14 protein-coding genes and 1 pseudogene are annotated in these 21,649 nt (G+C 61.8%); 4 read left to right on the forward strand and 11 right to left on the reverse strand.

Going from position 1 to position 21,649, the window contains the following annotated elements; all coding sequences use genetic code 11:
• Positions 1 to 47 precede the first annotated feature (47 nt).
• The 7 genes and pseudogenes from X728_RS157845 to minC form a co-directional block, all read right to left on the reverse strand.
• A complete protein-coding gene (locus X728_RS157845) occupies positions 48 to 929 on the reverse strand; it encodes a DMT family transporter (RefSeq protein WP_023831089.1) in 882 nt (293 codons plus the stop codon).
• Between the two features lie 391 nt (positions 930 to 1,320).
• A complete protein-coding gene (locus tag X728_RS157840) occupies positions 1,321 to 1,902 on the reverse strand; it encodes a dihydrofolate reductase family protein (RefSeq protein WP_031195160.1) in 582 nt (193 codons plus the stop codon).
• Positions 1,903 to 2,067: 165 nt separating this feature from the next.
• Positions 2,068 to 2,604 (reverse strand): SRPBCC family protein, encoded by a 537-nt coding sequence (locus X728_RS157835; protein WP_023743860.1) that lies wholly within the window; start codon positions 2,602 to 2,604, stop codon positions 2,068 to 2,070.
• A complete protein-coding gene (locus X728_RS21125) occupies positions 2,601 to 3,032 on the reverse strand; it encodes a metalloregulator ArsR/SmtB family transcription factor (protein WP_023743859.1) in 432 nt (143 codons plus the stop codon). The genes X728_RS157835 and X728_RS21125 overlap by 4 nt, the downstream gene beginning before the upstream one ends.
• Before the next feature lie 253 nt (positions 3,033 to 3,285).
• Positions 3,286 to 3,566: pseudogene (gene minE / locus X728_RS01000000166545) on the reverse strand (cell division topological specificity factor MinE).
• Positions 3,563 to 4,378: a septum site-determining protein MinD gene (gene minD, locus X728_RS157830; protein WP_023670342.1), complete on the reverse strand. Its 816-nt coding sequence runs from the start codon at positions 4,376 to 4,378 to the stop codon at positions 3,563 to 3,565. The pseudogene minE and the gene minD overlap by 4 nt, the downstream one beginning before the upstream one ends.
• 49 nt (positions 4,379 to 4,427) lie before the next feature.
• Positions 4,428 to 5,255, reverse strand: coding sequence for a septum site-determining protein MinC (gene minC, locus X728_RS157825; protein WP_023831092.1), 828 nt, complete (start codon positions 5,253 to 5,255; stop codon positions 4,428 to 4,430).
• 904 nt (positions 5,256 to 6,159) lie between these two features.
• Here minC and X728_RS0134700 point away from each other — a divergent pair.
• A complete protein-coding gene (locus X728_RS0134700) occupies positions 6,160 to 9,408 on the forward strand; it encodes an SIR2 family protein (RefSeq protein ID WP_196815064.1) in 3,249 nt (1,082 codons plus the stop codon).
• Positions 9,409 to 9,510: 102 nt separating this feature from the next.
• On the opposite strand, the gene X728_RS157815 is transcribed toward X728_RS0134700, so the two are convergent.
• From X728_RS157815 to X728_RS157800, 4 genes are all read right to left on the reverse strand, one after another.
• Entirely contained in the window at positions 9,511 to 9,822 is a 312-nt protein-coding gene (locus X728_RS157815; protein ID WP_023831095.1) for a DUF2934 domain-containing protein, read from the reverse strand.
• 87 nt (positions 9,823 to 9,909) lie between these two features.
• Positions 9,910 to 10,500, reverse strand: a complete 591-nt coding sequence (locus tag X728_RS157810; RefSeq protein WP_023831096.1) for a BA14K family protein — start codon at positions 10,498 to 10,500, stop codon at positions 9,910 to 9,912.
• A gap of 190 nt (positions 10,501 to 10,690) precedes the next feature.
• Positions 10,691 to 14,500 (reverse strand): methionine synthase, encoded by a 3,810-nt coding sequence (metH, locus tag X728_RS157805; protein WP_023831097.1) that lies wholly within the window; start codon positions 14,498 to 14,500, stop codon positions 10,691 to 10,693.
• Positions 14,501 to 14,651: 151 nt separating this feature from the next.
• Positions 14,652 to 15,773, reverse strand: a complete 1,122-nt coding sequence (locus X728_RS157800) for a KamA family radical SAM protein (protein ID WP_023831098.1) — start codon at positions 15,771 to 15,773, stop codon at positions 14,652 to 14,654.
• A 201-nt stretch (positions 15,774 to 15,974) separates the two neighbouring features.
• Here X728_RS157800 and X728_RS157795 point away from each other — a divergent pair, with 201 nt between their 5' ends.
• From X728_RS157795 to X728_RS157785, 3 genes are all read left to right on the forward strand, one after another.
• On the forward strand, positions 15,975 to 17,621 hold the full coding sequence (locus tag X728_RS157795; protein ID WP_023711869.1) for an acyl-CoA synthetase: 1,647 nt from the start codon (positions 15,975 to 15,977) through the stop codon (positions 17,619 to 17,621).
• A 236-nt stretch (positions 17,622 to 17,857) separates the two neighbouring features.
• On the forward strand, positions 17,858 to 18,751 hold the full coding sequence (locus tag X728_RS157790) for a hypothetical protein (protein ID WP_023827697.1): 894 nt from the start codon (positions 17,858 to 17,860) through the stop codon (positions 18,749 to 18,751).
• A 262-nt stretch (positions 18,752 to 19,013) separates the two neighbouring features.
• Positions 19,014 to 21,635 carry an EAL domain-containing protein gene (locus X728_RS157785; RefSeq protein WP_023827696.1) on the forward strand — a complete coding sequence of 874 codons (2,622 nt, stop codon included), beginning with the start codon at positions 19,014 to 19,016 and terminating at the stop codon, positions 21,633 to 21,635.
• The last annotated feature ends 14 nt before the right edge of the window (positions 21,636 to 21,649 follow it).

The following is a 21,649-nucleotide window of genomic DNA, read 5'->3' on the forward strand; positions in this document are numbered from 1 at the left end:
GACACGGGACCGGCGGACCACGGCATCGGCGTCACATACCCAGGCACCTATTCCGGCGATGGCACCGGCGGCTTGGTGGTCAGCGCGGCTCCGAAGGCGGCGACGACCACGGCGGCGATGCCCGCGCATTGCAACGGGCTCAGGATCTCGTGCAGGAACAGGAAGCCGGCCAGCGCGCCCAGCGCCGGCTCCAGACAAGTCAGCGTGCCGTAGAGCCTGGCCGGCATCCGGGTCAGCGCCACCATCTCCAGCCAGAACGGCAAGGCGCTGGAGAACAGCCCGACCAGCAGCGCGCTGACCAGGATCGCGGGTGCGATCAGGCCGGTACCCGCCTCGGCGAGGCCGAACGGCAGGGCGACGGCAGCGGCTATGACCAGCCCGTAAGCCGTGGTCTGGCTGCCGAGCTCGGCGCCCGCCTTTTGCGCAAAGACGATGTAGAGCGCCCAGCAGCAGCCGGCTGCCAGCGCCAGCATCACGCCGAGCGGGTCGAGTGCACTGCCGGAGTGGATGAAGGGCGACAACAGCAATATGCCGGAAACGGCCAGGACCACCCAGACGAAGTCGGTGGCGCGCCGCGACGACAGCGTCGCCACAAGCAGCGGGCCGGAGAATTCGAGCGCCACCGCGACGCCGAGCGGGATTCTGGCGAGCGCTGCGTAAAACAAAAGGTTCAGCGCCGCGAGGTTGACGCCGTAGGCGATGAGCCAGGGCAGCACGGCGCGCGACGGCCGCACCCGCCACGGCCTCAGCACCGCCGCCAGCATCAGCGCGCCCACGACCAGCCGCAGCGCCGTGGTGCCATTGGCGCCGATCAGCGGAAACAGGCCCTTGGCGAAGGTGGCACCGATCTGGATCGACACCATGGCGCCAAGCAACGCGCCGATCGGCAAGGCCTTCGCTTCAGCTGAGGCAATCGGCGTCGACGTCAATTCCAGTCCCTCCCCGCGCGACCAGCAGGCCGTAGCGCAGGCTGGAGATAGGGATAAAGGGCCTGGCTGTCGTGTGGCACGAGCGGGCTGTTGATAGGGCAAGGGTGGGAGGCGAACGCCGACGCCCTTCCTCTCCCCCGTCGATCGGGGGAGAGGTGTCGAGCAAAGCTCGACGGAGTGGGGTCGACCGTCCATCACATCCGCCCGATTGCCTGCCTGCAGGCGTTTCGCCTCGCTTCCGTCGCTCCTGTCTTGCGGCGACCGTGGGTTTCATGAGCGCCTTCCCCCACTCCGTCGCGGCTTCGCGGCGCCACCCCTCCCCCCTCCGGAGGGAGAGGAAAATGCCAGCTCGCATAAGCTTGCGCCCTTCCTCGGGGGAGAGGAAAAGAAGCTAGCTCGCCAGCCCATACACCAGGCTCACACGTCCATCCGAAAGCGCCTCGGCCTTGCGCAGTTCCAGTCTGTGCCGGGCGTGCACCATGCCGAACAGCGCCTTGCCGTCGCCGGCGAGCAGCGGGTAGACGATGAGCCGCATTTCATCCACTAGCCCCGCCTGGATCAGGCTGGCGGTGATGCGGGCGCCGCCCATGAGATAGATGTCCTTGCCGGGCTCGCGCTTCAGCGCCGCGATGTCGTCGAGGCTGCGCAGGAAGCGCGTCGAGGCCCAGGCGGCCGAAGTCATGGTGTTCGACAGCACATAGTGCGGGGTTTTCGCGGCAAAGCGCGCCCATTCGAGTTCGGCCGGGTCGACCAGCCTGCCGGTCATCGGCAATGGCTGGTCCGGCTCGTTCTGTTGGATCGCGCTCCAGTAGCGCTCATAACCGGCATACATGACGCCGCCGAGCAGGCAGGCGTCGATCTCAGGCATCAGGCCGTATTCCTCCGACCAGTTGTCGACCCAGTCGGCAAAGCCTTCGGGGCCTTCGATCTTGCCGTCGATGGAGATCTTCATTCCGGTGATCAATTTACGCATGACTTCCTCCTTCGGGCTTGCGGGATGCAAGCACGTTGCCTGGTTTCATTTCCGCTGGCGCGCCGCGGTGTCTGGCGAAGGCGCGTGTTTCGCCGGCCCCTGCGCCGGCATCCGGCGCAAGGGATCGATGGTGCCCGGTTGGACCGGGCGATGCGTCAGGTCAGGTCAGGCCGGCAGGCGCCGGTCGTATTCCGCCACGATACGGCTAAAGCTGTCCCAGAACGGTTCGGGCTTCTCGGCCGCCACGCGGGCAACCAGGAGGTCGAGATGCACGTGCCAGCCTGCGGCATGCATCATCAGGCTCGAGCGGTCTGGCAGGCGGCGGTGGACCAGGGTGAGCAGAACGTCGTCGCCGCGCTGCGCCAATTCGAAGGTGACATTGCCGCTGCCGTTCCAGGTGATGGTGAGCTTGCGCGGCGGATCGCACTCGACAATCTGGTTGTGCATCCGCTGCTCGCCGCCACTGAAGCTGGCCGGCCTGTCGCCGGGCGGGTCGGTCAGTTCGTCATTGCGCCAGACCAGCTCGAAGGAAGAGCCTTCCTCCATCTCCATGTCGCCGGCCGCCAGCCATTTGCAGCGCAGATCGCTCTGCGTCAGATATTCCCAGACGCGCTCCCTGGTTCCGGGCAAAAGCCGTTCGATCCTCAAAGTGGCCGGCTGGATCAGCTGGGCGTAGCCGTCGAAGCTGTTCATCTGATTCATCGGTCGTCTCCCTTGGAAGGTGTTGGCCTGGGTGATTCCGGCTTGGATGGTTCTGGATTTGCCGGTGCCGGCATTGTCTGCGTTGTCGACGTTTTGCGCCCCGCCTCCTCGCGCAAAAGCTGTTCGAGGACATCGAGGCGGCTGTTCCAGAAACGCGCGTATTGGCCGAGCCACTGATAGGCGGTGGCCAGCGGGCGGGCCTCGAGGCGGCAGACATGGGTGCGGCCGCGCACTTCGCGCCGGATCAGCCCGGCATGCTCCAGCGCCTTGATGTGCTTGGAGGCGGCGGCCAGCGACATGGCAAAGGGTTGAGCCAACTCGCTCACCGTACGCTCGCCGCCGGCGAGGTGGTTAAGCATGTTCCGGCGCGTGGCGTCGCCAAGGGCGTGAAAAACCTGGTCCATCTGGGGCGTCTCTAATTCAACCATGTAGTTGAATATAGAGGCGAGATTTTAGATAGTCAACTAGTTGGTTGAATGTTTTGGGGAGAGGCGCTGGCCCCCTACCTCCCCCTTGTGGGGAGGTCGGACCGTAGGTCCGGGCGGGGGTGCTTGGCGCAGGCGAGCGCGAGGAGCGCAATCTCCCCCCTCGTGGGGGAGATGTCCGGCAGGACAGAGGGGGGNCCCCCCTCTGGCCTGCCGGCCATCTCCCCCACAAGGGGGGAGATCAGCAGCTTCAATCTCACCCGGCCATGGCCAGCGGCACTGCGCTCTTGTTGGGGATCTGGATGTCGATCTCCAGCGTCGACATGGTCTCGCCGCGGTCCATCGAGACTTGCAGATAGTCCTGGTCGATCTGCACATGCTTGGCGATCACCGCCATGATCTCCTCGCGCAGGATGGAGACGAGATCGGGCTGGNGGGCTGGCTGCGGTTGCGGCGCTCATAGGCGAGAAGCACTTGCAGCCGTTCGCGCGCCACCGGCGCGCTGGTGCGCCGCTTGAAGATGTCGAGCAGGTTCATGCCGCCCTCCTTCCCAAAAGACGATCGAGGAAGCCCTTGCGCTCGAAGGGCACGATGACCGGCAGCTGTTCGCCCTCGAGGCGCTTGGCCGCGTCGATGTAAGCCTTGGCGGCGGCGTTCAGCGGCTCCGACAGCGTCACCGGCGAACCGAGGTTGGAGGCGCGCAGCACATCCTGGCTTTCCGGAATGATGCCCAGCAGCGGCACCGACAGGATTTCCAGCACATCGTCGATCGACAGCATTTCACCGCGCGCGGCGCGTCCCGCATCGTAGCGCGTGACCAGCACATGCTTGGCGATCTGCTCGCCCTCCTCGGCGCGCAAGGTGCGGGAATCGAGCAGGCCGATGATGCGGTCGGAATCGCGCACCGACGACACTTCCGGATTGGTGACGATGACCGCCTCGTCGGCAAAGCGCATGGCAAGCTGCGCGCCGCGCTCGATACCGGCCGGGCTGTCGCAGAAGACATAGTCGAACACCGAGCGCAGCTTGCCGATGACCTCGGCCACGCCCTCCTCGGTCAGCGCATCCTTGTCGCGCGTCTGCGAGGCCGGCAACAGGAACAAAGTCTCCACCCGCTTGTCGCGGATCAGCGCCTGCGACAGCTTTGCCGAGCCCTGGATGACGTTGACGAGGTCGAACACCACGCGGCGTTCGGCGCCCATGATCAAATCGAGGTTGCGCAGGCCGACATCGAAATCGACCAGCGCCACCTTCTTGCCGGTCTTGGCGACCGCCGCCCCCAGAGCCGCGGTAGAGGTCGTCTTGCCGACGCCCCCCTTGCCCGAGGTGACCACCACTACCTTGCCCATCAATAAAGCCTCCGTTGTTGTTCGTTATGTCGTTGTCGGGCGAGACGCATTAGCTGAAAGGGGCGATGCGCAGCATGCCGTTGTCGAGAAATGCCTGCACAGGCTTGCCCCGGACTGACGGGTCCATCTCCTCGGCGGTGCAATACCAGCCATCCACCGAGAGAAGTTCGGCTTCGTTCCTGCGGCAGAAGACACGCGCCGCCGTGTTGCCCTGCGCGCCTGCCGAAGCGCGGCCGCGCAGTGTGCCATAGACGTGGATCGACCCGGTGGCGACGATCTCGGAGCCGGAGGCGACGGAGCCCAGCACGATGACATCGCCATGCGGGTGGAAGATCAGCTGCCCTGAACGGATCGGCGAGCGGATCATCAACGTGCCGGCGTCGGGTGCGGCGATTTTGGCGTCATGCGACGGCTTTGCATCGCCCGCCGGTTTCAACTCCCCTGCCTTCAAATCGCCGGCCTCTGCCTTGATGTCACCGGCCGCCTTTATGTCGCTTCCTGCAGTGGCGTCCTCCGCCCTGCCCGCCTTGCGGCTGGGCTGCAGCAGACCGTCGGTGGTCGCCTCCTTGGCGCCGACCAGCACCGGCGGCAGATGCGCGCCAAGCTCGGCGCCGCCGTCGAGCTCGATGGCATAGATGCGGATGCCGCGCTGGCCGAGAAGATCGACCAGCGCTTCGATGGCCACGACATCGGGCTTGAGCACGTTCAGGTCGAGCACCACCGGGCGCCCCGCAAAATATCCCGGCGAATTGCCGACCCAGCGATCGAGGCTCTCCAGCCAAACGTCCAAAGGCGCCTCCGGCGTCAGCGTGAAAGCCACGAAGGAGCGGGCGCGAAAGCGAATGGACTTGGCCTCGAGGGGAGCGGCAAAGGTCACGGCGGGCGATTCCTTACTGAGAGGTAAACGCTAGCCGTGGTATGGTTAATGAAAGGTTAATGGGAGGGGCTATTCGCGGGCTTTGGGAGCGCCTTTCCTGACAACCCGTGCCAGGCATCCCTGCCTCCCTTGCAAAGGCGCTAATCGACACGCCGGCGGTAGGGCAAGCTGCAATCGCGACGACCGCGGCGCGACAAGTGTCGGCGCAGATTGTTGAAAATAATCATGTATTGCCGAGCGTTAAATACTTGCGCATCGCCATGCGCCGCGTAATGTTGGCGTGGGACGGGTTTTATTTGGGGGAATTATGAACGCAGTGTTTGACACTATCGCTGTTGGCTTGCATCGCAGCATGCGCCACGCCGTCCGACAAGATAGCCGGCGTTCCGAATTCCGGCCCGTGCACCCCGGCTGACAGACAGCGCCTCGCCGTCATATCGGACCAGCAGAACAAAGCGGCACCTGGCGATGCGCTCGGCGTCTTCCTGATCGGCGTGCCGGTTGCATCCATGTCGGGAGGCGACCACGAGGCCGAGATCGCTATTCTTAAGGGGCACTGTGGAGCGCTAAACACTTAGAGGCGGTAGAACTAGATTATTTAGGTCGCGAACACACTAACATTCCGTCATCTCCACCTGCCGTCAACGCAACTCGCTGTTCGACTGTAGACCTTTGGCACGTTAGATTCACGATAGTTCGTTCATTTCAGCATCGTTCTTGACATGCCGCTCGAGATTGATCATCACTTGGATAATTGTTCGCTTACCGCACAATAATGGCATCTGATGAGAATGCTATCCAGGTAGGCGCACAAGCACACAGGGGGAATTCGTTGAGCATAGAGGAAATCGGACGGTCAGCATCTGCTGGCCGATTGGTGGTAATTTTGGGCGCAGGGTCCAGCATGGCACTGACGCCAAAATCGAGAAAAGCACTTTCTTGGACTGGCCTTGTGCGTTCCGGGCTAGAGTACGGCCATGATCGAGGCCTAATCAACGACGTTCAACATGTCCGCAATATGAGCGCGCTTGACTCTGACGACATTGACGACTTGTTGGGCACCGCCGAATTTGTCGGGCGAAAAATGGAAGCCCCTAATGGCATGGACTATGCGCGCTGGATGCGTAGTGTGTTCGACGGGTGGAAGCCTGAATCTGTTGGGATGCAGAACGCGCTACGTGCAATTGAAGCGCAGAAGATTGCGATAGCCACTTTAAACTATGACACCTTAGCGGAAAATTGCACTGGTTTAAGCCCGATTGATTTCGCTGACACCGAAGGTCTGATGGCTTGGGCGCGCAAAGAGCGCGAAGGGATTCTGCATCTGCATGGAGTTTGGACGAATCCAAGCGGCTGCGTCTTCGGAATCCGAGACTATCATACAACTTTGACCGACGAAACGAGACTATTAATTCAGCGATCTCTAAGTTCTCTTAACAGACTCTTATTCATCGGATGCGGCGACACCTTCATGGATCCAAATTTTTCATCTTTGATAAGCTGGCTTCGTAAGAATATCGGCGCGAATTCTTTGCAGCATTACGCTCTGGTGCGCGAAGATGAGGTGAAGAAGCGGCTGGTAGATCCGGCATGGCGTGGGTTTGTTGAACCATTGAGTTATGGCCGCGAACACTCGAACCTTCCCGGCTTCCTTCTCAACTGCTTCCCGACACGCCGTTCACCGACGACGCCGGCCAGCAGGGAAAAGGCGGTTGCCGGCCGTGATGCACGAGTAATCGAGGCCTATCGCAGCTTTCTTCTACGTGACTGCGGCGAGATGACGATTGAGGGCATGCGCGCAGACATGGACACTGCGCAACGGAAGTTTGATCTCGAAAAGCTATTCGTACCACTGGAAGTACTCCAATTCCCACCCAACATTCCGCTGACTGACTCGAATCGGGAAGCTAAGTTGGAGCAGTGGCGTGTCAAGCATGCGGCCCCCGTCGCATTTGCAAGCGCTTTTGAAAAAACAACGAAGATCGCGCTTCTAGCACTTCCGGGAGGCGGCAAAACCTTGCTTCTAAAAAGATTGGCTGTCGCCTACGCCAATCCAATTCGGAGGCAGTCAAGCTCAGACAAATTACCTGATGTTGACCTCCTGCCTATAATGATCCGTTGTCGCGAATGGAAGGAACACATTCGAAAACCGATTCCTACTTTATTGAGTAACATTGCCGCGATCACCGGCGAGCCAAATCTTGAAGGGCTCGCCGACGCTCTGAAAAAGCCACTTAAATCTGGCAACGTACTGCTGTTAGTTGACGGCCTTGATGAAATTCATGATGACGCCGACCGGTCGATATTTGTAGAGAACCTAGAAAAATTCTTAGACAGCTACCCCAAAATTCGCCTGATGGTGACGAGTCGAGAAGCCGGGTTCGACCTTGTAGCTCCCTGCCTGGTTCGGTTTTGTATGAAGTTCAAAATAGCTCCTTTGAATGAGCCGGCAATAACAGCTTTGTGTGGGCACTGGCATCGATTAATGAGTGGTGGCAGCCCCGAGGCAACCGCAGAGGGGCGCGCAGTTGCGACTACCTTAATAAAGAGCGACTCGCTCCGCCGGCTCGCGGAGAATCCCTTGCTTCTTACTATGCTGTTGGTCGTAAAGCATGGCGCAGGGCGACTGCCACCTGACCGAGTTAGCTTATATGATCGAGCCATCGAAGTGCTTCTTGATACATGGAATATCAAAGGTCATGAAGCTCTCAACATCAAGGAAGCGGTACCGCAATTAGCTTGCCTGGCTTTTGAACTTCTCCGCCAAGGAAAGCAAACCGCAACCGAGCAAGAAATCCTAAGGATATTGGAGGCAGCGCGAGTCAAAATCCCCATGGTTGACCGCTATGCCAAAGATAGCCCACATGACTTCCTAATGCGCGTTGAACTCCGATCTAGCCTTATGCTTGAGGGCGGACACACTAGCGAAGATGGTAAAACGGTACCATTCTATCAGTTTCGCCACCTAACATTTCAGGAATATTTGGCTGCTGTGGCGGCTGTGGAAGGTTACATTTTATCCGGCGAACAAGCTGAATTACCGCTATCAGCGCTGCAAGAAAACTTGGTGGCCGACGAGTGGAAAGAGGTTATTCCCATGGCCGCTATGCTTGCCCGCAATCAGGCGGGCTCCCTGCTGGCAGCCCTAGTCACCGTGGCCGAGGCGGAAAAACAGGAATTTCTTCAAAAGGAACCTCACGAAGGCGATTGGCTTCGTGCAGATGCGCGACTTCCCCCGGCCGTTGGGCGACTTGCGCAGTCCATGGTTGAAGAAGCGATTTTCCCGCCAAGCATACTCAGTAAGGCGGTTCGCCTCGTGGCATTCTTCGCAAGTGGTTGTCGTACAAATGACAACTGGCAAGCGCTAAGCCGGGGTCCATATGGACCAGACTTGCGGTCGGCGGCATTGGAACTCTACATCGAGAACTCTGGCAAACCGCTTGCTTTCTTGCGGAATACCGTAGCATTGCTAGAGGCATATGCGGAACCGCCCGGGTTCTGGACTGGTAACGATTGTGAAAGTTCCATGATTACTCGTACATTGGGCGGCGACACTAAAGCCTTGTCGCGAGCGATCCTAAGTATACCAGGATCATTTTGGCTATATCGCGAGAAGAGTGCTTTGGCGGGATCCCGGCGAATTTATGAAATTGTTGAGAATGCAATGTTTGACGAACGTCCTCCAATTCAAACGGCTGCAAGCTGGGCTTGGGGTTTCTGGCGCTATCTTCAAACTAACCTTAAGCGAGGAAAGCCGATTCCTGACAACAGAACGCTTGCTCTTCTTATCGAAAGATTTTTTGACAAACGGATATTCGACGATGGGATTAGGCTATCTGTGGTAGATTTGGAAGGTGTCCCGCGAGGTGCATGCGATATAATCCTGAGCGATGATCAACGCTCAATGCTACGGGCTTACATTTCTTCAAAAATTGACGATCGAGACGTTTCTATCGACTTTAGACCGGCTGTTGCTAGAATTGCGTTCACTATTAAGGGTTTTTGTACTGACTCAGAGATAATAGATTTTATTAATCGAAACGATTTCTCGGAGATTGATGAGGGATACTGTCAAGACATATTTGACGCCCTAGGCATGCAAAAATCAAAAAGCAGAACACAGAGACGCACTGCAATCAAGAAAATCACTTGATATTTATCCACCGGGGAAGTCGATAGATTTACTGTTATGTTGCGGTTGCGTAAGAGCGGCGCTCTCCCCCCTTGAGTTTGAGGACCAACTCGGTCTCTGTGGTCAGGACTTCCGCTTGCCCTCCATCCCCCGCGCAGCCTGCTCAATCGCCGCGCGATCTGTCCCCAGCCTGTCGATCAGCTCCTGTGCCTCGTCGCCCGATATGCCGGTGCGCACGGCGAGTTCCTCGACGGTCAGGACGTCGGTGCTGGCGATCTCGCGCGGCAGGGCGTCGTCGGCGGTCAGCGGCAGCGCCGCCTCGCGGTCGATTTCGGCCTCGGCCCGGTGCCAGTGGTGTTCGGGGTCACCAGTGCCTTCGCGCTCCCAGATCTGGTAGGCGCGCTGCTGTATCTTGTGATGCCGGTCGTCTTCCATGGTGGTTCCTCCCCTGGGCTTTGAGGACGATCCGAACGACCCCAGAAATCGCGCGGTCGCAATCGTTCGCGGCGCCCTTCGCGCTGGCTACTCGCATTGCCGTCTCGGCCCGCCGGAATATGGCTGGTAGCTGTTGTCTTCCGGACGGTAGGAGCGATAGCGGCTGAAGCAGGAGGCGACATGGCCCGGTTCGCCGCCGGCGGCCGCGTAGGCGCCCGCGCCCTCGACATAGCTTGCCTCTCGCGGCGCGGCGCGGTCGGCGGCGAGATAGGGCGATACGCAGGTGCGCTGCTGTCCGCTATAGGACATGTAGCTGTTGTCCTCGGGATCGTAGGAGCGGTATCGGCTGGCGCACCAGGCGAGATGCGGCGGCGGCAGTTCGGTCCGCGCGATGGCGCCGGTGACGGTGGGATCGGGCTGCTGCCTGGCCGGGTCCTGGGCTGGCTCCTTGGCGGCGATGTCGGCAGGCGCGGACTGCTCGGGCGGCACACGTTCGAAGTCCTGCGCCGTCTTGTCCACCGGCCGCGCTTTCCGGGTCCACAGTTCCGCCACGCTGACGGTCGGCCTTGCCTCCCGCGCTGGCTTGGCGGCAAGCAGCCAGGCTGCGAAAACCAGCCCGCTGCCGAACACCGCAAGGGTCAGCACGAAGCCGCCGACCAGTCCCAAAATCGCTTTCACTCGACACTCCTTGTGTCCCTGCCAATAAAATGCGGGACATCACGGCTTGTTCCAGAAAAGCAGGCTCGAGGGACCTAAGTCTGACCGACCGACAACCGGCAGCTCGCCGAGAACCGGGTGCGGCGCGATTTTTTTCGACGGTGAAAAATCAAGGGAGCGGTCGAGCAGCCATTGGGCCACGTCGCAGCCGCTATTCCGCCGCCTCGGCATAGTGCTGAGGGACATAGTTGAGGATCGGGCCGAGCCAGCGCTCGACATCGGCCAGCGGCATGGCTTTGCGGCGGGCATAGTCCTCGACCTGGTCGCGCTCGACTTTGGCGACGCCGAAATAATAGCTTTCGGGATGGGCGAGATAGATGCCGGAGACCGAGGAGCCCGGCCACATCGCATAGCTCTCGGTCAGGCTGACGCCGGCATTGCGCTCGCCGTCGAGCAGCCGGAACAAGGTCGCCTTCTCGGTATGATCGGGCTGCGCGGGATAGCCGGGCGCGGGGCGGATGCCGCGATAAGGCTCGCCGATCAGTTCGTCGGGCGCCAGCTTCTCGTCTGATGCATAGCCCCAGAATTCCTTGCGCACCTTCTCGTGCATGCGCTCGGCAAAAGCTTCGGCGAAACGATCGGCCAGCGCCTTGACCATGATCGAGGAATAATCGTCATTGGCGCGCTCGAAGCGCTCGGCGATCGCCACCTCCTCGATCCCCGCGGTGACGATGAAGCCGCCGATATAGTCCGGCTTGCCGCTGTCGGCCGGTGCGACGAAATCCGACAGCGCGACATTGGCCTTGCTGTCGCGCTTGATCAGCTGCTGGCGCAGCGTGAAGAAAGTGGCAAGCTCCTGCGAGCGCGCCTCATCCGTGAACAGCCTGATGTCGTCGCCGACGGCATTGGACGGCCAGAAGCCGATGACGCCGCGCGGCGCGAACCATTTTTCCGCGATGATTTTTGTCAGCATCGCCTGCGCATCCTCGAAAAGCTGGCGCGCGGCGGCTCCCTGCTTCTCGTCGTCGAGGATCTTGGGGTAACGCCCCTTTAGTTCCCAAGTCTGGAAGAACGGCGTCCAGTCGATGTAGCGCGCGAGCTCCGTCAGGTCCCAGTTGCCGAAAACCTTGACGCCGGTGAAGGACGGCTTCGGCGGCTCATAGGTCGACCAGTCGACCTTGTGCGCATTGGCCCTGGCCTTGGCCAGCGGCAGCCGCTGCTTGTCGGCCTCGGAGCGGGCATGCGCGTCGGCGACCTTTTTGTACTCGGCCCGCACTGTGTCGACGTAGCCGCCCTTGGTCTCGTTCGACAGCAAGGATGACACGACGCCGACGGCGCGGCTGGCGTCATTGACATAGACCGTCTGTCCCTTGGAATAGCGCGGGTGGATCTTCACCGCCGTGTGCACGCGGCTGGTCGTGGCGCCGCCGATCAGCAGCGGAATGTCAAACCCTTCACGCTCCATCTCGGCGGCCATGTGCACCATCTCGTCCAGCGACGGGGTGATCAGGCCGGACAGGCCGATGATGTCGACATTTTGCTCGCGAGCCGTCTGCAGGATCTTCGCCGCCGGCACCATGACGCCGAGATCGATGATCTCGTAATTGTTGCAGGCCAGAACGACGCCGACGATGTTCTTGCCGATGTCGTGGACATCGCCCTTTACAGTCGCCATCAGGATTTTTCCCGCTGTCTGGCGCTCGCCATTGTCGATGCCATTGGCGGCGTTGGCCAGTTTTTCGGCCTCCATGTGCGGCAGCAATCCGGCCACCGCCTGCTTCATCACGCGCGCCGACTTCACCACTTGCGGCAGAAACATCTTTCCAGCGCCGAACAGATCGCCGACGACATTCATGCCGGCCATCAGCGGGCCTTCGATGACATGCAGAGGCCGCTCGGCCGCAAGCCGCGCCTCTTCGGTGTCGGCGTCGATGAATTCGGTGATGCCGTTGACCAGCGCATGCGAAATCCGCCGCTCGACCGTCCAGTCGCGCCAGGCGAGATCGCGCTCCCTGGCTTCCTTGCCGGCGGTGCCCTTGAAGCGCTCGGCGATCTCCAGCATGCGTTCGGTGGCGGTGCCGCCGGCCCTGGGCGCGCGGTTGAGCACGACGTCCTCGCAAGCCTCGCGCAGTCCCGGTTCGATCGTGTCGTAGACGGCAAGCTGGCCGGCATTGACGATGCCCATATCCATGCCGCGCTGGATGGCATGGTAGAGGAACACCGCGTGCATCGCCTCGCGCACCGGCTCGTTGCCGCGGAAGGAGAAGGACAGGTTCGAGACGCCGCCCGAGATATGCACATGCGGCAGCGTGGCGGTGATCTCGCCGGCGGCCTCGATGAAGTCGACGCCGTAATTGTCGTGCTCCTCGATGCCGGTGGCGACCGCGAAGACATTGGGGTCGAAGACGATGTCTTCGGGCGGGAAACCGGCCTGTTCGGTGAGCAGATTGTAGGCGCGGGTGCAGATCTCGACCTTGCGCGCCTTGGTGTCGGCCTGACCGGCCTCGTCGAAGGCCATGACGACCACCGCCGCGCCGTAGGCGCGCACCAGCTTCGCATGATGCAGAAAGGCTTCCTCGCCTTCCTTCATCGAGATGGAGTTGACCAGTGGCTTGCCCTGCACGCATTTCAGCCCGGCCTCGATGATCTCCCATTTCGAGGAGTCGACCATCACCGGAACACGGGCGATGTCGGGTTCGGCGGCGATCAAATTGAGGAACTCGACCATCGCCTTTTTCGAATCGATCAGGCCTTCATCCATGTTGATGTCGATGATCTGTGCGCCATTGGCGACCTGGTCGCGCGCCACGTCGAGCGCCGGGACATAGTCGCCCGCCGTGATCAGCTTTCGGAACTTGGCCGAGCCGGTGACGTTGGTGCGTTCGCCGACATTGACGAAGGGAATCTCATCAGTCAGCGTGAACGGCTCCAGCCCAGACAGGCGCATCTTGCGCTCGACCTCGGGGATGGCGCGTGGCGGATATTTCTTGACAGCCTCGGCGATGGCGCGGATGTGGTCCGGCGTCGAGCCACAGCAGCCGCCGACGACATTGACCAGCCCTTCCCGCGCAAAATCCTCGATCTGCGCGGCCATGAAGTCCGGGCTCTCGTCATAGCGGCCGAATTCATTGGGCAGGCCGGCATTCGGATACGCGCAGACGAAGGTGTCGGCGGCGCCTGAAATTTCGGCCAGATGCGCGCGCATCGCATTGGCGCCGAGCGCGCAGTTGAGGCCGATGGTGAAGGGGCTCGCATGGCGCACCGAATGCCAGAAGGCGGTCGGCGTCTGGCCCGACAGGGTGCGGCCGGAGAGATCGGTGATGGTGCCGGAAATCATCACCGGCAGGTGCAAGCCCTTTTCGATGAATAACTCGTTGCAGGCGAAGATTGCCGCCTTGGCGTTCAGCGTGTCGAAGATGGTTTCAATGAGAATGATGTCGGCGCCGCCGTCGATCAGGCCGCGCAGCTGCTCGCCATAGGCCAGGCGCAATTCGTCGAAGGTGACGGCGCGGTAGCCTGGATTGTTGACGTCGGGCGACATCGAGGCGGTGCGGTTGGTCGGCCCGAGCGCGCCGGCGACGAAGCGCCGCTTGCCGTCCTCCTGCTGTGCCCTCGCCGCTGCCCGACGCACCAGCCGCGCGCCGTCGCGGTTCAGCGCGTAGACGGCATCCTCCATGCCGTAGTCCGCCTGGGCGATCGAGGTCGAGGAGAAGGTGTTGGTCTCGAGGATATCGGCGCCAGCGATGGCGTATTGATAATGGATCTCCTCGATCGCCTTCGGCTGCGTGAGGATCAAGAGGTCGTTGTTGCCCTGCTGGTGGCAGGCGCAGCCCGCGAAAGCCTCGCCGCGGAAATGCTCTTCGTCGAAGCCGAGACCCTGGATTTGCGTGCCCATGGCGCCGTCGAGGATGAGGATGCGCTCGCGTGCCGCTGCCGTCAGCGCCGCAAGCACTTCGGACCCATCGGGTCTGGCCGCGACGGGGCCGAACAATGCGTCCAGCGATGCAGAATTCTGCGACATTTTTTATCCTTGAGGCGACAACTATCACATAAGGATATCTTTATGTCAACATACGGAATGCAGGCGAACGCGTCGTGGCGATAGTTCGGTGCGATCGGTCATCCCGATCGACAATGTGACGGCGGCGATCATTGGCGCCGCTGCGCCGTGCCTACACCACCACGTCCCGATATACCCTTACCTCGCCATCCTGGCCGCGGATGCGCCAATCCTGCCCTTCCCGCCCCTCGACATGGCATGGCCCGAGCGGCACCTTGCCGCCGCCTTCCGGCAGGTCCAGCACATAGACCGGATTGCAGATGCCCGACAGGCGGGCGCGCAGCGCGCCGGCCAGCGCCTGTCCCTGCGCAATCGTGGTGCGCCTGTGCGCCATGCCGCGCGCGAGGTCGCCATGGTGCAGGTAATAGGGTTTGACGCCGAGCCGGTACATCAGTTCGCGGCAGAGTTCCTCCAGCACCTCGACCGTGTCGTTGACGCCCTTGAGCAGGACGCTCTGATTGAGCAGCACGAAGCCTGCCTGGCGCATGACGCGGCAGGCCAATTCGGTGGCCGGAGTGATCTCCCGCGCATGGTTGAAATGGGTGACGATTGTGACCATCAGCCGGCCCTGCAAGGCGTGAACCAGCCCCGGCGTGATGCGCGCGGGCAGCACGACAGGCACGCGCGTGTGGATGCGCAGCAGCCTCACATGCGCGATCGCCTCGATGCGGGTGCGGATTTCGGCCAGCGCCTTGTCCGGCAGCGAAAGCGGATCGCCGCCGGTCAGGATCACTTCGCGGATTTCGGTATGGCCTTCGATATAGGCAAAAGCCTCTTCGAGCGCTTTTCGCGTATAGCCGCGGCCGATCGAGGTCAGGGATTCCTTGCGGAAGCAGAAGCGGCAATAGACCGCGCATTGGTAGGTCGCAAACAACAGCACGCGGTCGGCGTGGCGGTGCGTCAGTCGCGGCACCGGACTGAAGGCATGGTCGGCGATCGGATCGTCGAGCTCGCCTTCCGTTTCCGTCAGCTCATCCGGCGATGGAATGACCTGGGCGCGGATCGGATCGGCGGGATCGTTCCAGTCGATCAGGTCGAGATAGGTTTTTGGGGCACGCACCTTGTGGCGCGTAGCCGCCTCCTGCGCCGCCGCGCGCTCGGCGGGTGACAGCGGCAGCGAGGCGAGATCGCGGACGTGGCGCACGCCCGCGCGGATTTCGTTGTGCCAGGCGGTGTCGGCATCGCGTCCTTCGTCGGCTGTGGCCGAGTCATGGAAAGTTGAGTCTGGGGTCATTGGGGCCTCGGGGCAATTCTGGCGGTGCTATCGGCCGGATGGATGGTTCGGTCAACAGCAGTGGCTCGGCGCGGATTGTCGCTGCGCTGCGGTCCTTCGCATCCCCCGACTATCGCCGTAATCGACCAGCGCAGCAATTTCAGGCAATCTGACCGATAAGGCGCTCCAAGGGGAGATGGGCGCCGCTTAGGGAGGACCGCGATGAGCAAAATGCCGCGCTATGAGGATGCCGTTCAGCGCTTTCGCATCGAAGATGAGATCGCGCGGTTGTATGGCAACCCTGGGACCGGCATCAATGCCTATGTCGAATGCTGCGGCCGCTACACCGGAGAAGACCGGCTGGCGCTGCGCGCGATCTCGGCCGGTGGTGAGCTTCGCGAATTCAGCTTCGACGATCTCGCCGACATGTCGGGGCGCGCCGCCAATGTGCTCAAGGCCGCCGGCGTCCGTGCCGGCGATGTCGTCGCCGGCATGCTGCCGCGCGTCCCCGAACTGGTGGCGCTGATCCTCGGGACATGGCGCATCGGCGCGGTCTACCAGCCGCTGTTCACCGCCTTCGGTCCGAAAGCCATCGAGCACCGCCTCGGCTATAGCGGCGCCAGGATCGTGGTGACCAACCCGACCAATCGCGGCAAGCTCGACGAGGTCGAGACATCAGCGCAAATCGCCAACATCCTTGGCAATGGCGATGTGCTGCCTGCAGGCGACATCGATTTCCGCGCCGCGCTTGGCACCGCCTCGCCCGACTGCCAGCCGGTGATGCGCAAGGGCGACGACTTGTTCATGATGATGTCGACGTCGGGAACGACCGGCCTGCCCAAGGGCGTCCCGGTGCCGCTCCGCGCCCTGCTCGCCTTCGGCGCCTATATGCGCGACGCGATCGGCTTGCTGCCCGACGACATCTTCTGGAATATCGCCGATCCCGGCTGGGCCTACGGCCTCTATTACGCCATCACCGGCCCGTTGCAGCTCGGCATCGCCACGACCTTCCATGAAGGCGCCTTCAACGCCAAGAGCACTTACGACATCATCGAGCGGCTCGGCGTCACCAGCCTTGCCGGCTCGCCGACCGCCTATCGCCTGCTGATGGCGGAAGGCGCGGAAGCTGCGGCCCGTGTCAAAGGCAGACTGCGCGTGGTGAGCAGCGCCGGCGAGCCGCTCAACCCGGAAGTCATCCGCTGGTTCGACGCAAATCTCGCCGCGCCCATTCACGACCATTACGGCCAGACCGAGAACGGCATGATGGTCAACAACCATCATGGGCTCTCGCACGTCGTGCGCGTGGGCTCGGCCGGCTTCGCAATGCCCGGATATCGCATGGTGGTATTGGACGAGGCCGGCAACGAGCTCGGCCCCAACCAGCCCGGCATCCTCGCCGTCGACATCGCGAAGTCGCCGCTGCGCTGGTTCGACGGCTATCACCAAGCCGAGACGCCAGCGATCACGGGCGGCTACTACCGCACCGGCGACACGGTGGAGTACGAGCCGGACGGTTCGGTCTCCTTCATCGGCCGCGCCGACGATGTCATCACTTCGGCCGGCTATCGCATCGGCCCGTTCGACGTCGAAAGCGCGCTGATCGAGCATCCGGCGGTCAACGAGGCGGCTGTCGTCGGCGTGCCCGATCCGCAGCGCACCGAGATCGTCAAGGCCTTCGTCGTCCTGGCGCCGGCTTACAAGGGCAATTCGGAGCTCGCCGAAGAGCTGGCCCAGCACGTCAAGAAACGGCTGTCGGCGCACGCCTACCCGCGCGAGGTCGAGTTCATCACGGAACTGCCGAAGACCCCAAGCGGCAAGATCCAGCGCTTCCTGCTGAGGAAGGCGGAGGTGGAGAAGCGCAAGGCGTGATTAGGCGCCAATCTCCCCCCTCGAGGGGGAGATGTCGCCGAAGGCGACAGAGGGGGTCGTTGCGCGTGAAGCGCTAACGTCGTCTCGCGCTGCAAAAGGAGTCAGCGCTTCAAGCGCAACGACGCCTCTGGCCTGCCGGCCATCTCCTTCCTCAAGGGGGCAGCTCCAACGCCGTCTTTTTTCAGCCCAATGTTGTCATGTATCCTTGGAATCGAACGTAGAGCAGGGTTTATATCATGCGGTGGGTCTGGACGTTTCTGTTTGCGCTGGTGAGCAGCGTGGCTTTCACGGCCTCGCCGGAGGACGACTATGTGGCCGCGCGTGACAAGGCGATTGCTGATATCGCGGCGCTGAACAGTGCGAACGCGGCAATCGAGACCATCGACGCTGAGAACGAGAAGGCGCTGGCCGACCTCCAGCAGCGTCTTGCCGGCATTATCGGGCCGCTGGCGGTCAAGGACTTTCCGCCAACCGGCACAATCAATATCGAAAGCCTCAGCGACTCCGATATCGGCTATGGCATGCTCGATGGGCTGCGATACACCAAGGGCGACGACGGCCCCAGCCTGGTGGCAACGACGCGAGGGCTGCTGGAGCGCTGGCTCCAGTCCAGAACCGCCGAGACCGACGAAAGTTTCAAACTGCCCGCCGGCATCGATGAGGCGCTTAAGCTGGATGCCTTCTATACCCAGGCGATCAACAGCGACGCCGCCTTCGAGGGAACGCTCGACTTTCCATTGAAGAAACCCGAAGGCGCCGACATCGCCTTCGCACGGCTCGGCGGCTGGACGCAGGACGTCGGGCCGATCTATGAGCAGGAAGTCATCGTTACGCTCGTCAAAGGCAACAGCGTGAGAATTATCGCAGCGCCGGCAGCCCCTGCCGTTCCGAAGATCGCCGCCTGCGACGCCGTGTGGGCTGCTGCGGACGCCGCCGCGCAGAAATTCCAGGAGGCCTACCAGGCATCGGACCTGAAGGACGAAAAAGCGTTCGAGTCCTCCAACGCCGCCTGGGACAAGGGCGACAGCGACTACCGGGCCTGCATGGCGCAGCGCCTGCCGGCTGACCCGGCTTTCCCGGCGCTGCTCGCCCAGGCGCAGGCGCTGGCCGATCAAATGGCTGGGAAGTAAGCCTCCCGCAAGGGCCCGCGCGGCAAGATCAGGCGGCTTGTTGCAATCTGAGGCGAATATGACTTCGCCGCTGGGTTGCAGAACGCTGCAACCTGGCGTCCTACTTTCGGACACTCATTCAGATTTCGGCTGGACCCTGGCAGCCAAAAGCTTACCGTTTGTTCTCGGATTCGTCTCGAAGCTCAAACTTAAGCTTTAGCTACTATGGTCGACCGAAGGACTACTGTCCTGGAAAGGTCTTCGGATCGAGTTGGCAGGTGCAATGCTCAATTCCGGCCGGTTGAAACGGGCCGTTTTTTCTTCCGCCAACTTGCCGGCGGCGATTGCCTTTGTCGTGCTTCTCGTCTGCGCCCTGGTTGCCGACCAGAGGAACAGAGAGGTCTCCGATCAGCTGGCGCGCGCCGACGTCCTGGCCAAGGTCAACATCATACGCGCCAAGCTCGAAGGCAACATAGGCGGCAATCTCCAGCTGGTTCAGGGTCTCGTTTCGACAATCGTTACCGAGCCCTATATGGGCCAGCAAAGATTTGCGGCACTCGCCCGTAATCTGTTCGAGCAAAAATCGCAGTTGCGCGATATTGCCGGCGCCCCCGACCTCGTCATCGCGCTGATGTATCCGCTGGAAGGCAATGAAAAAGCCATCGGGCTGGACTACCGCAAGAGCGATACGCAACGCATGGCCGCGCTTCGCGCCCGTGACCAGCGCGCGCTGGTGCTCGCCGGGCCGGTCAAACTGGCGCAAGGCGGACGTGGCTTCATCGGCCGTATCCCGGTCTTCGTGCCGACGGCGGGTGGCGGCGACCGTTTCTGGGGTATCGTCTCGGCCGTGATCGATGTCGATCGGCTCTACGCTGCCAGCGGACTGACCGACCCTGATCTGGATATCGATGTGGCGCTTATCGGCAAGGATGCGCTCGGCGGCGGCGGGGAACTGTTCTTCGGCGGCGATAATGTCGTGTCCGGCAATCCGGTGATGGCAGAGGTGCAATTGCCTTCAGGCTCCTGGCAAATTTCAGCCATACCGAAGGGCGGCTGGCCGACCGCTCCGAAAAATGAGTGGCTGTTGCGTCTGCTCATGGCGCTTGCCGGCGCGCTGGTGGTGCTGCCGATCCTCGTGGCAGGACGTCTTTTCGGTGAGCGGCAGAAAAGTGACGCCGAGTTGAGGCGCCTGTCCCGGCGGCTGGAGCTGGCGTTGGAAGCCTCTGCTATAGGCGTGTGGGAGCACGATACCGTCAGCAACGAACTCGTATGGGACGACCGCATCAACGAAATCTATGGCAAACCCGGCGGCGGCAAGACCCGTAGCTATGACGACTGGGCGCTGGCGATCCATCCCCAAGACTTCGAACGGGCTAAAGCAGATTTCGATTCGGCTGTTGCAACACAAGGCCCCTACTCTTCGCAGTATCGGCTCCTGCGGCCGGACGGCACCATTCGCCATGTGCGCACCCGCGCCAGTTTCTTCCGGGACATCGACGGCACGCCAAAAATGATCGGCGCCGAATGGGATGTGACAGGCGACGTGCTGCTCAACGAGAATCTCGTGCGTGAACGTCGCCTTTCAGAATCGAAAAATGCCGAACTGAACCTGGCCAAAGCCCGCATCGAGCATGTCGCGATGCATGATTCGCTGACCGGTCTGCCCAACCGTCGGTATCTGGACGAGATGCTTGCCGAAAACCGCGAAGCCGACGGCCGTGCGGCGTTGCTGCATCTCGACCTTGACCGGTTCAAGCAGATCAACGACACGCTCGGCCATGCAGCGGGCGATGCATTGCTGGTGCATGCTTCGAAAGTCATCAAGGCCAGCGTCGGCAGTGCCGATTTCGTTGCGCGCATCGGCGGCGACGAGTTTGTCGTGCTGAGCCATGGACGCGACGACAAGGAACTCGCCGCGCTGGCCGACCACATTATCGATGCGATGCGCCAGCCGGTCGACTATCTGGGTCACCAGTGCCGGTTCGGCGTCAGCATCGGCATTGCGGCCAATAGCGGCGTCGATGCAAGGCAGTTGCTTGTCAATGCCGATCTGGCGCTGTACCGGGCGAAAGGCCGCGGCCGCAACCGCTACGAGTTTTTCAACGAAGAGCTGCAGAGCGAGATCGTGCGGACCAAGCAGACCGCCGACGAGATTCTGGGCGGGCTCGAGCGGAACGAATTCATCGTCTACTATCAGCCGCAGTTCGACGCCAAGACGCTGGAGATCGTCGGCGTCGAGGCGCTGTCGCGTTGGGATCATCCGCAACGCGGCATGCTGACCCCCGACGCCTACATCAAGGTGGCTGAAGAACTTAATGTCGTGGCGCTTATCGACCGCACCGTCCTGGAGCAGGCGCTCGATAATTTTGAGCGTTGGTCGCGCAGCCACCTCAACATCCCGCGCGTCTCGGTCAACGTTTCCGCACGGCGCCTGGAAGACAGGGACCTGATCAAGGGTTTGCGCAAGCTTCCGATCAAGGAAGGGACCGTGTCGTTCGAACTGGTGGAGTCGATTTTCCTCGACGAAAACGACGAGCTGGTCAGCTGGAACATCGAACACATCAAGGGGCTCGGCATCGACGTCGAGATCGACGATTTCGGCACCGGGCATGCCTCGATCGTCTCGCTGTTGAAGTTGCGGCCCCGTCGCCTCAAGATCGACCGCCAGCTGGTCACCCCCATCACCAGCTCAACCGCACAGCGGCAGCTTGTGTCGTCCATCATCGACATCGGCAAGTCGCTCGGGATCGAAGTGATCGCCGAGGGCGTCGAGACGATGGAGCACGCGCGCATCCTGAAAGAGCTTGGCTGCGACATCCTGCAAGGCTTCCTGTTCGGCTACCCGATGGATGCCAAAGCCTTCAAGGCCTTCGCGCAGTCGCGCAAATGGCTGGCGGCGAGCTGACAAATCCTGGCTTT

Origin of the sequence: Mesorhizobium sp. L103C119B0 (genome assembly GCF_000502235.1) — a bacterium.
Lineage (GTDB): Bacteria > Pseudomonadota > Alphaproteobacteria > Rhizobiales > Rhizobiaceae > Mesorhizobium.

Coding starts and splice junctions, on each gene's coding strand:
- X728_RS157815 (WP_023831095.1), bottom strand. CDS start 9,822: ATGGAAGACGACCGGCATCACAAGATACAGCAGCGCGCCTACCAGATC.
- X728_RS157835 (WP_023743860.1), bottom strand. CDS start 2,604: ATGAATCAGATGAACAGCTTCGACGGCTACGCCCAGCTGATCCAGCCG.
- metH (WP_023831097.1), bottom strand. CDS start 14,500: ATGTCGCAGAATTCTGCATCGCTGGACGCATTGTTCGGCCCCGTCGCG.
- X728_RS157795 (WP_023711869.1), top strand. CDS start 15,975: ATGAGCAAAATGCCGCGCTATGAGGATGCCGTTCAGCGCTTTCGCATC.
- X728_RS0134700 (WP_196815064.1), top strand. CDS start 6,160: ATGGCACTGACGCCAAAATCGAGAAAAGCACTTTCTTGGACTGGCCTT.
- X728_RS157800 (WP_023831098.1), bottom strand. CDS start 15,773: ATGACCCCAGACTCAACTTTCCATGACTCGGCCACAGCCGACGAAGGA.
- X728_RS157790 (WP_023827697.1), top strand. CDS start 17,858: ATGCGGTGGGTCTGGACGTTTCTGTTTGCGCTGGTGAGCAGCGTGGCT.
- X728_RS157840 (WP_031195160.1), bottom strand. CDS start 1,902: ATGCGTAAATTGATCACCGGAATGAAGATCTCCATCGACGGCAAGATC.
- X728_RS21125 (WP_023743859.1), bottom strand. CDS start 3,032: ATGGTTGAATTAGAGACGCCCCAGATGGACCAGGTTTTTCACGCCCTT.
- minD (WP_023670342.1), bottom strand. CDS start 4,378: ATGGGCAAGGTAGTGGTGGTCACCTCGGGCAAGGGGGGCGTCGGCAAG.
- X728_RS157785 (WP_023827696.1), top strand. CDS start 19,014: ATGCTCAATTCCGGCCGGTTGAAACGGGCCGTTTTTTCTTCCGCCAAC.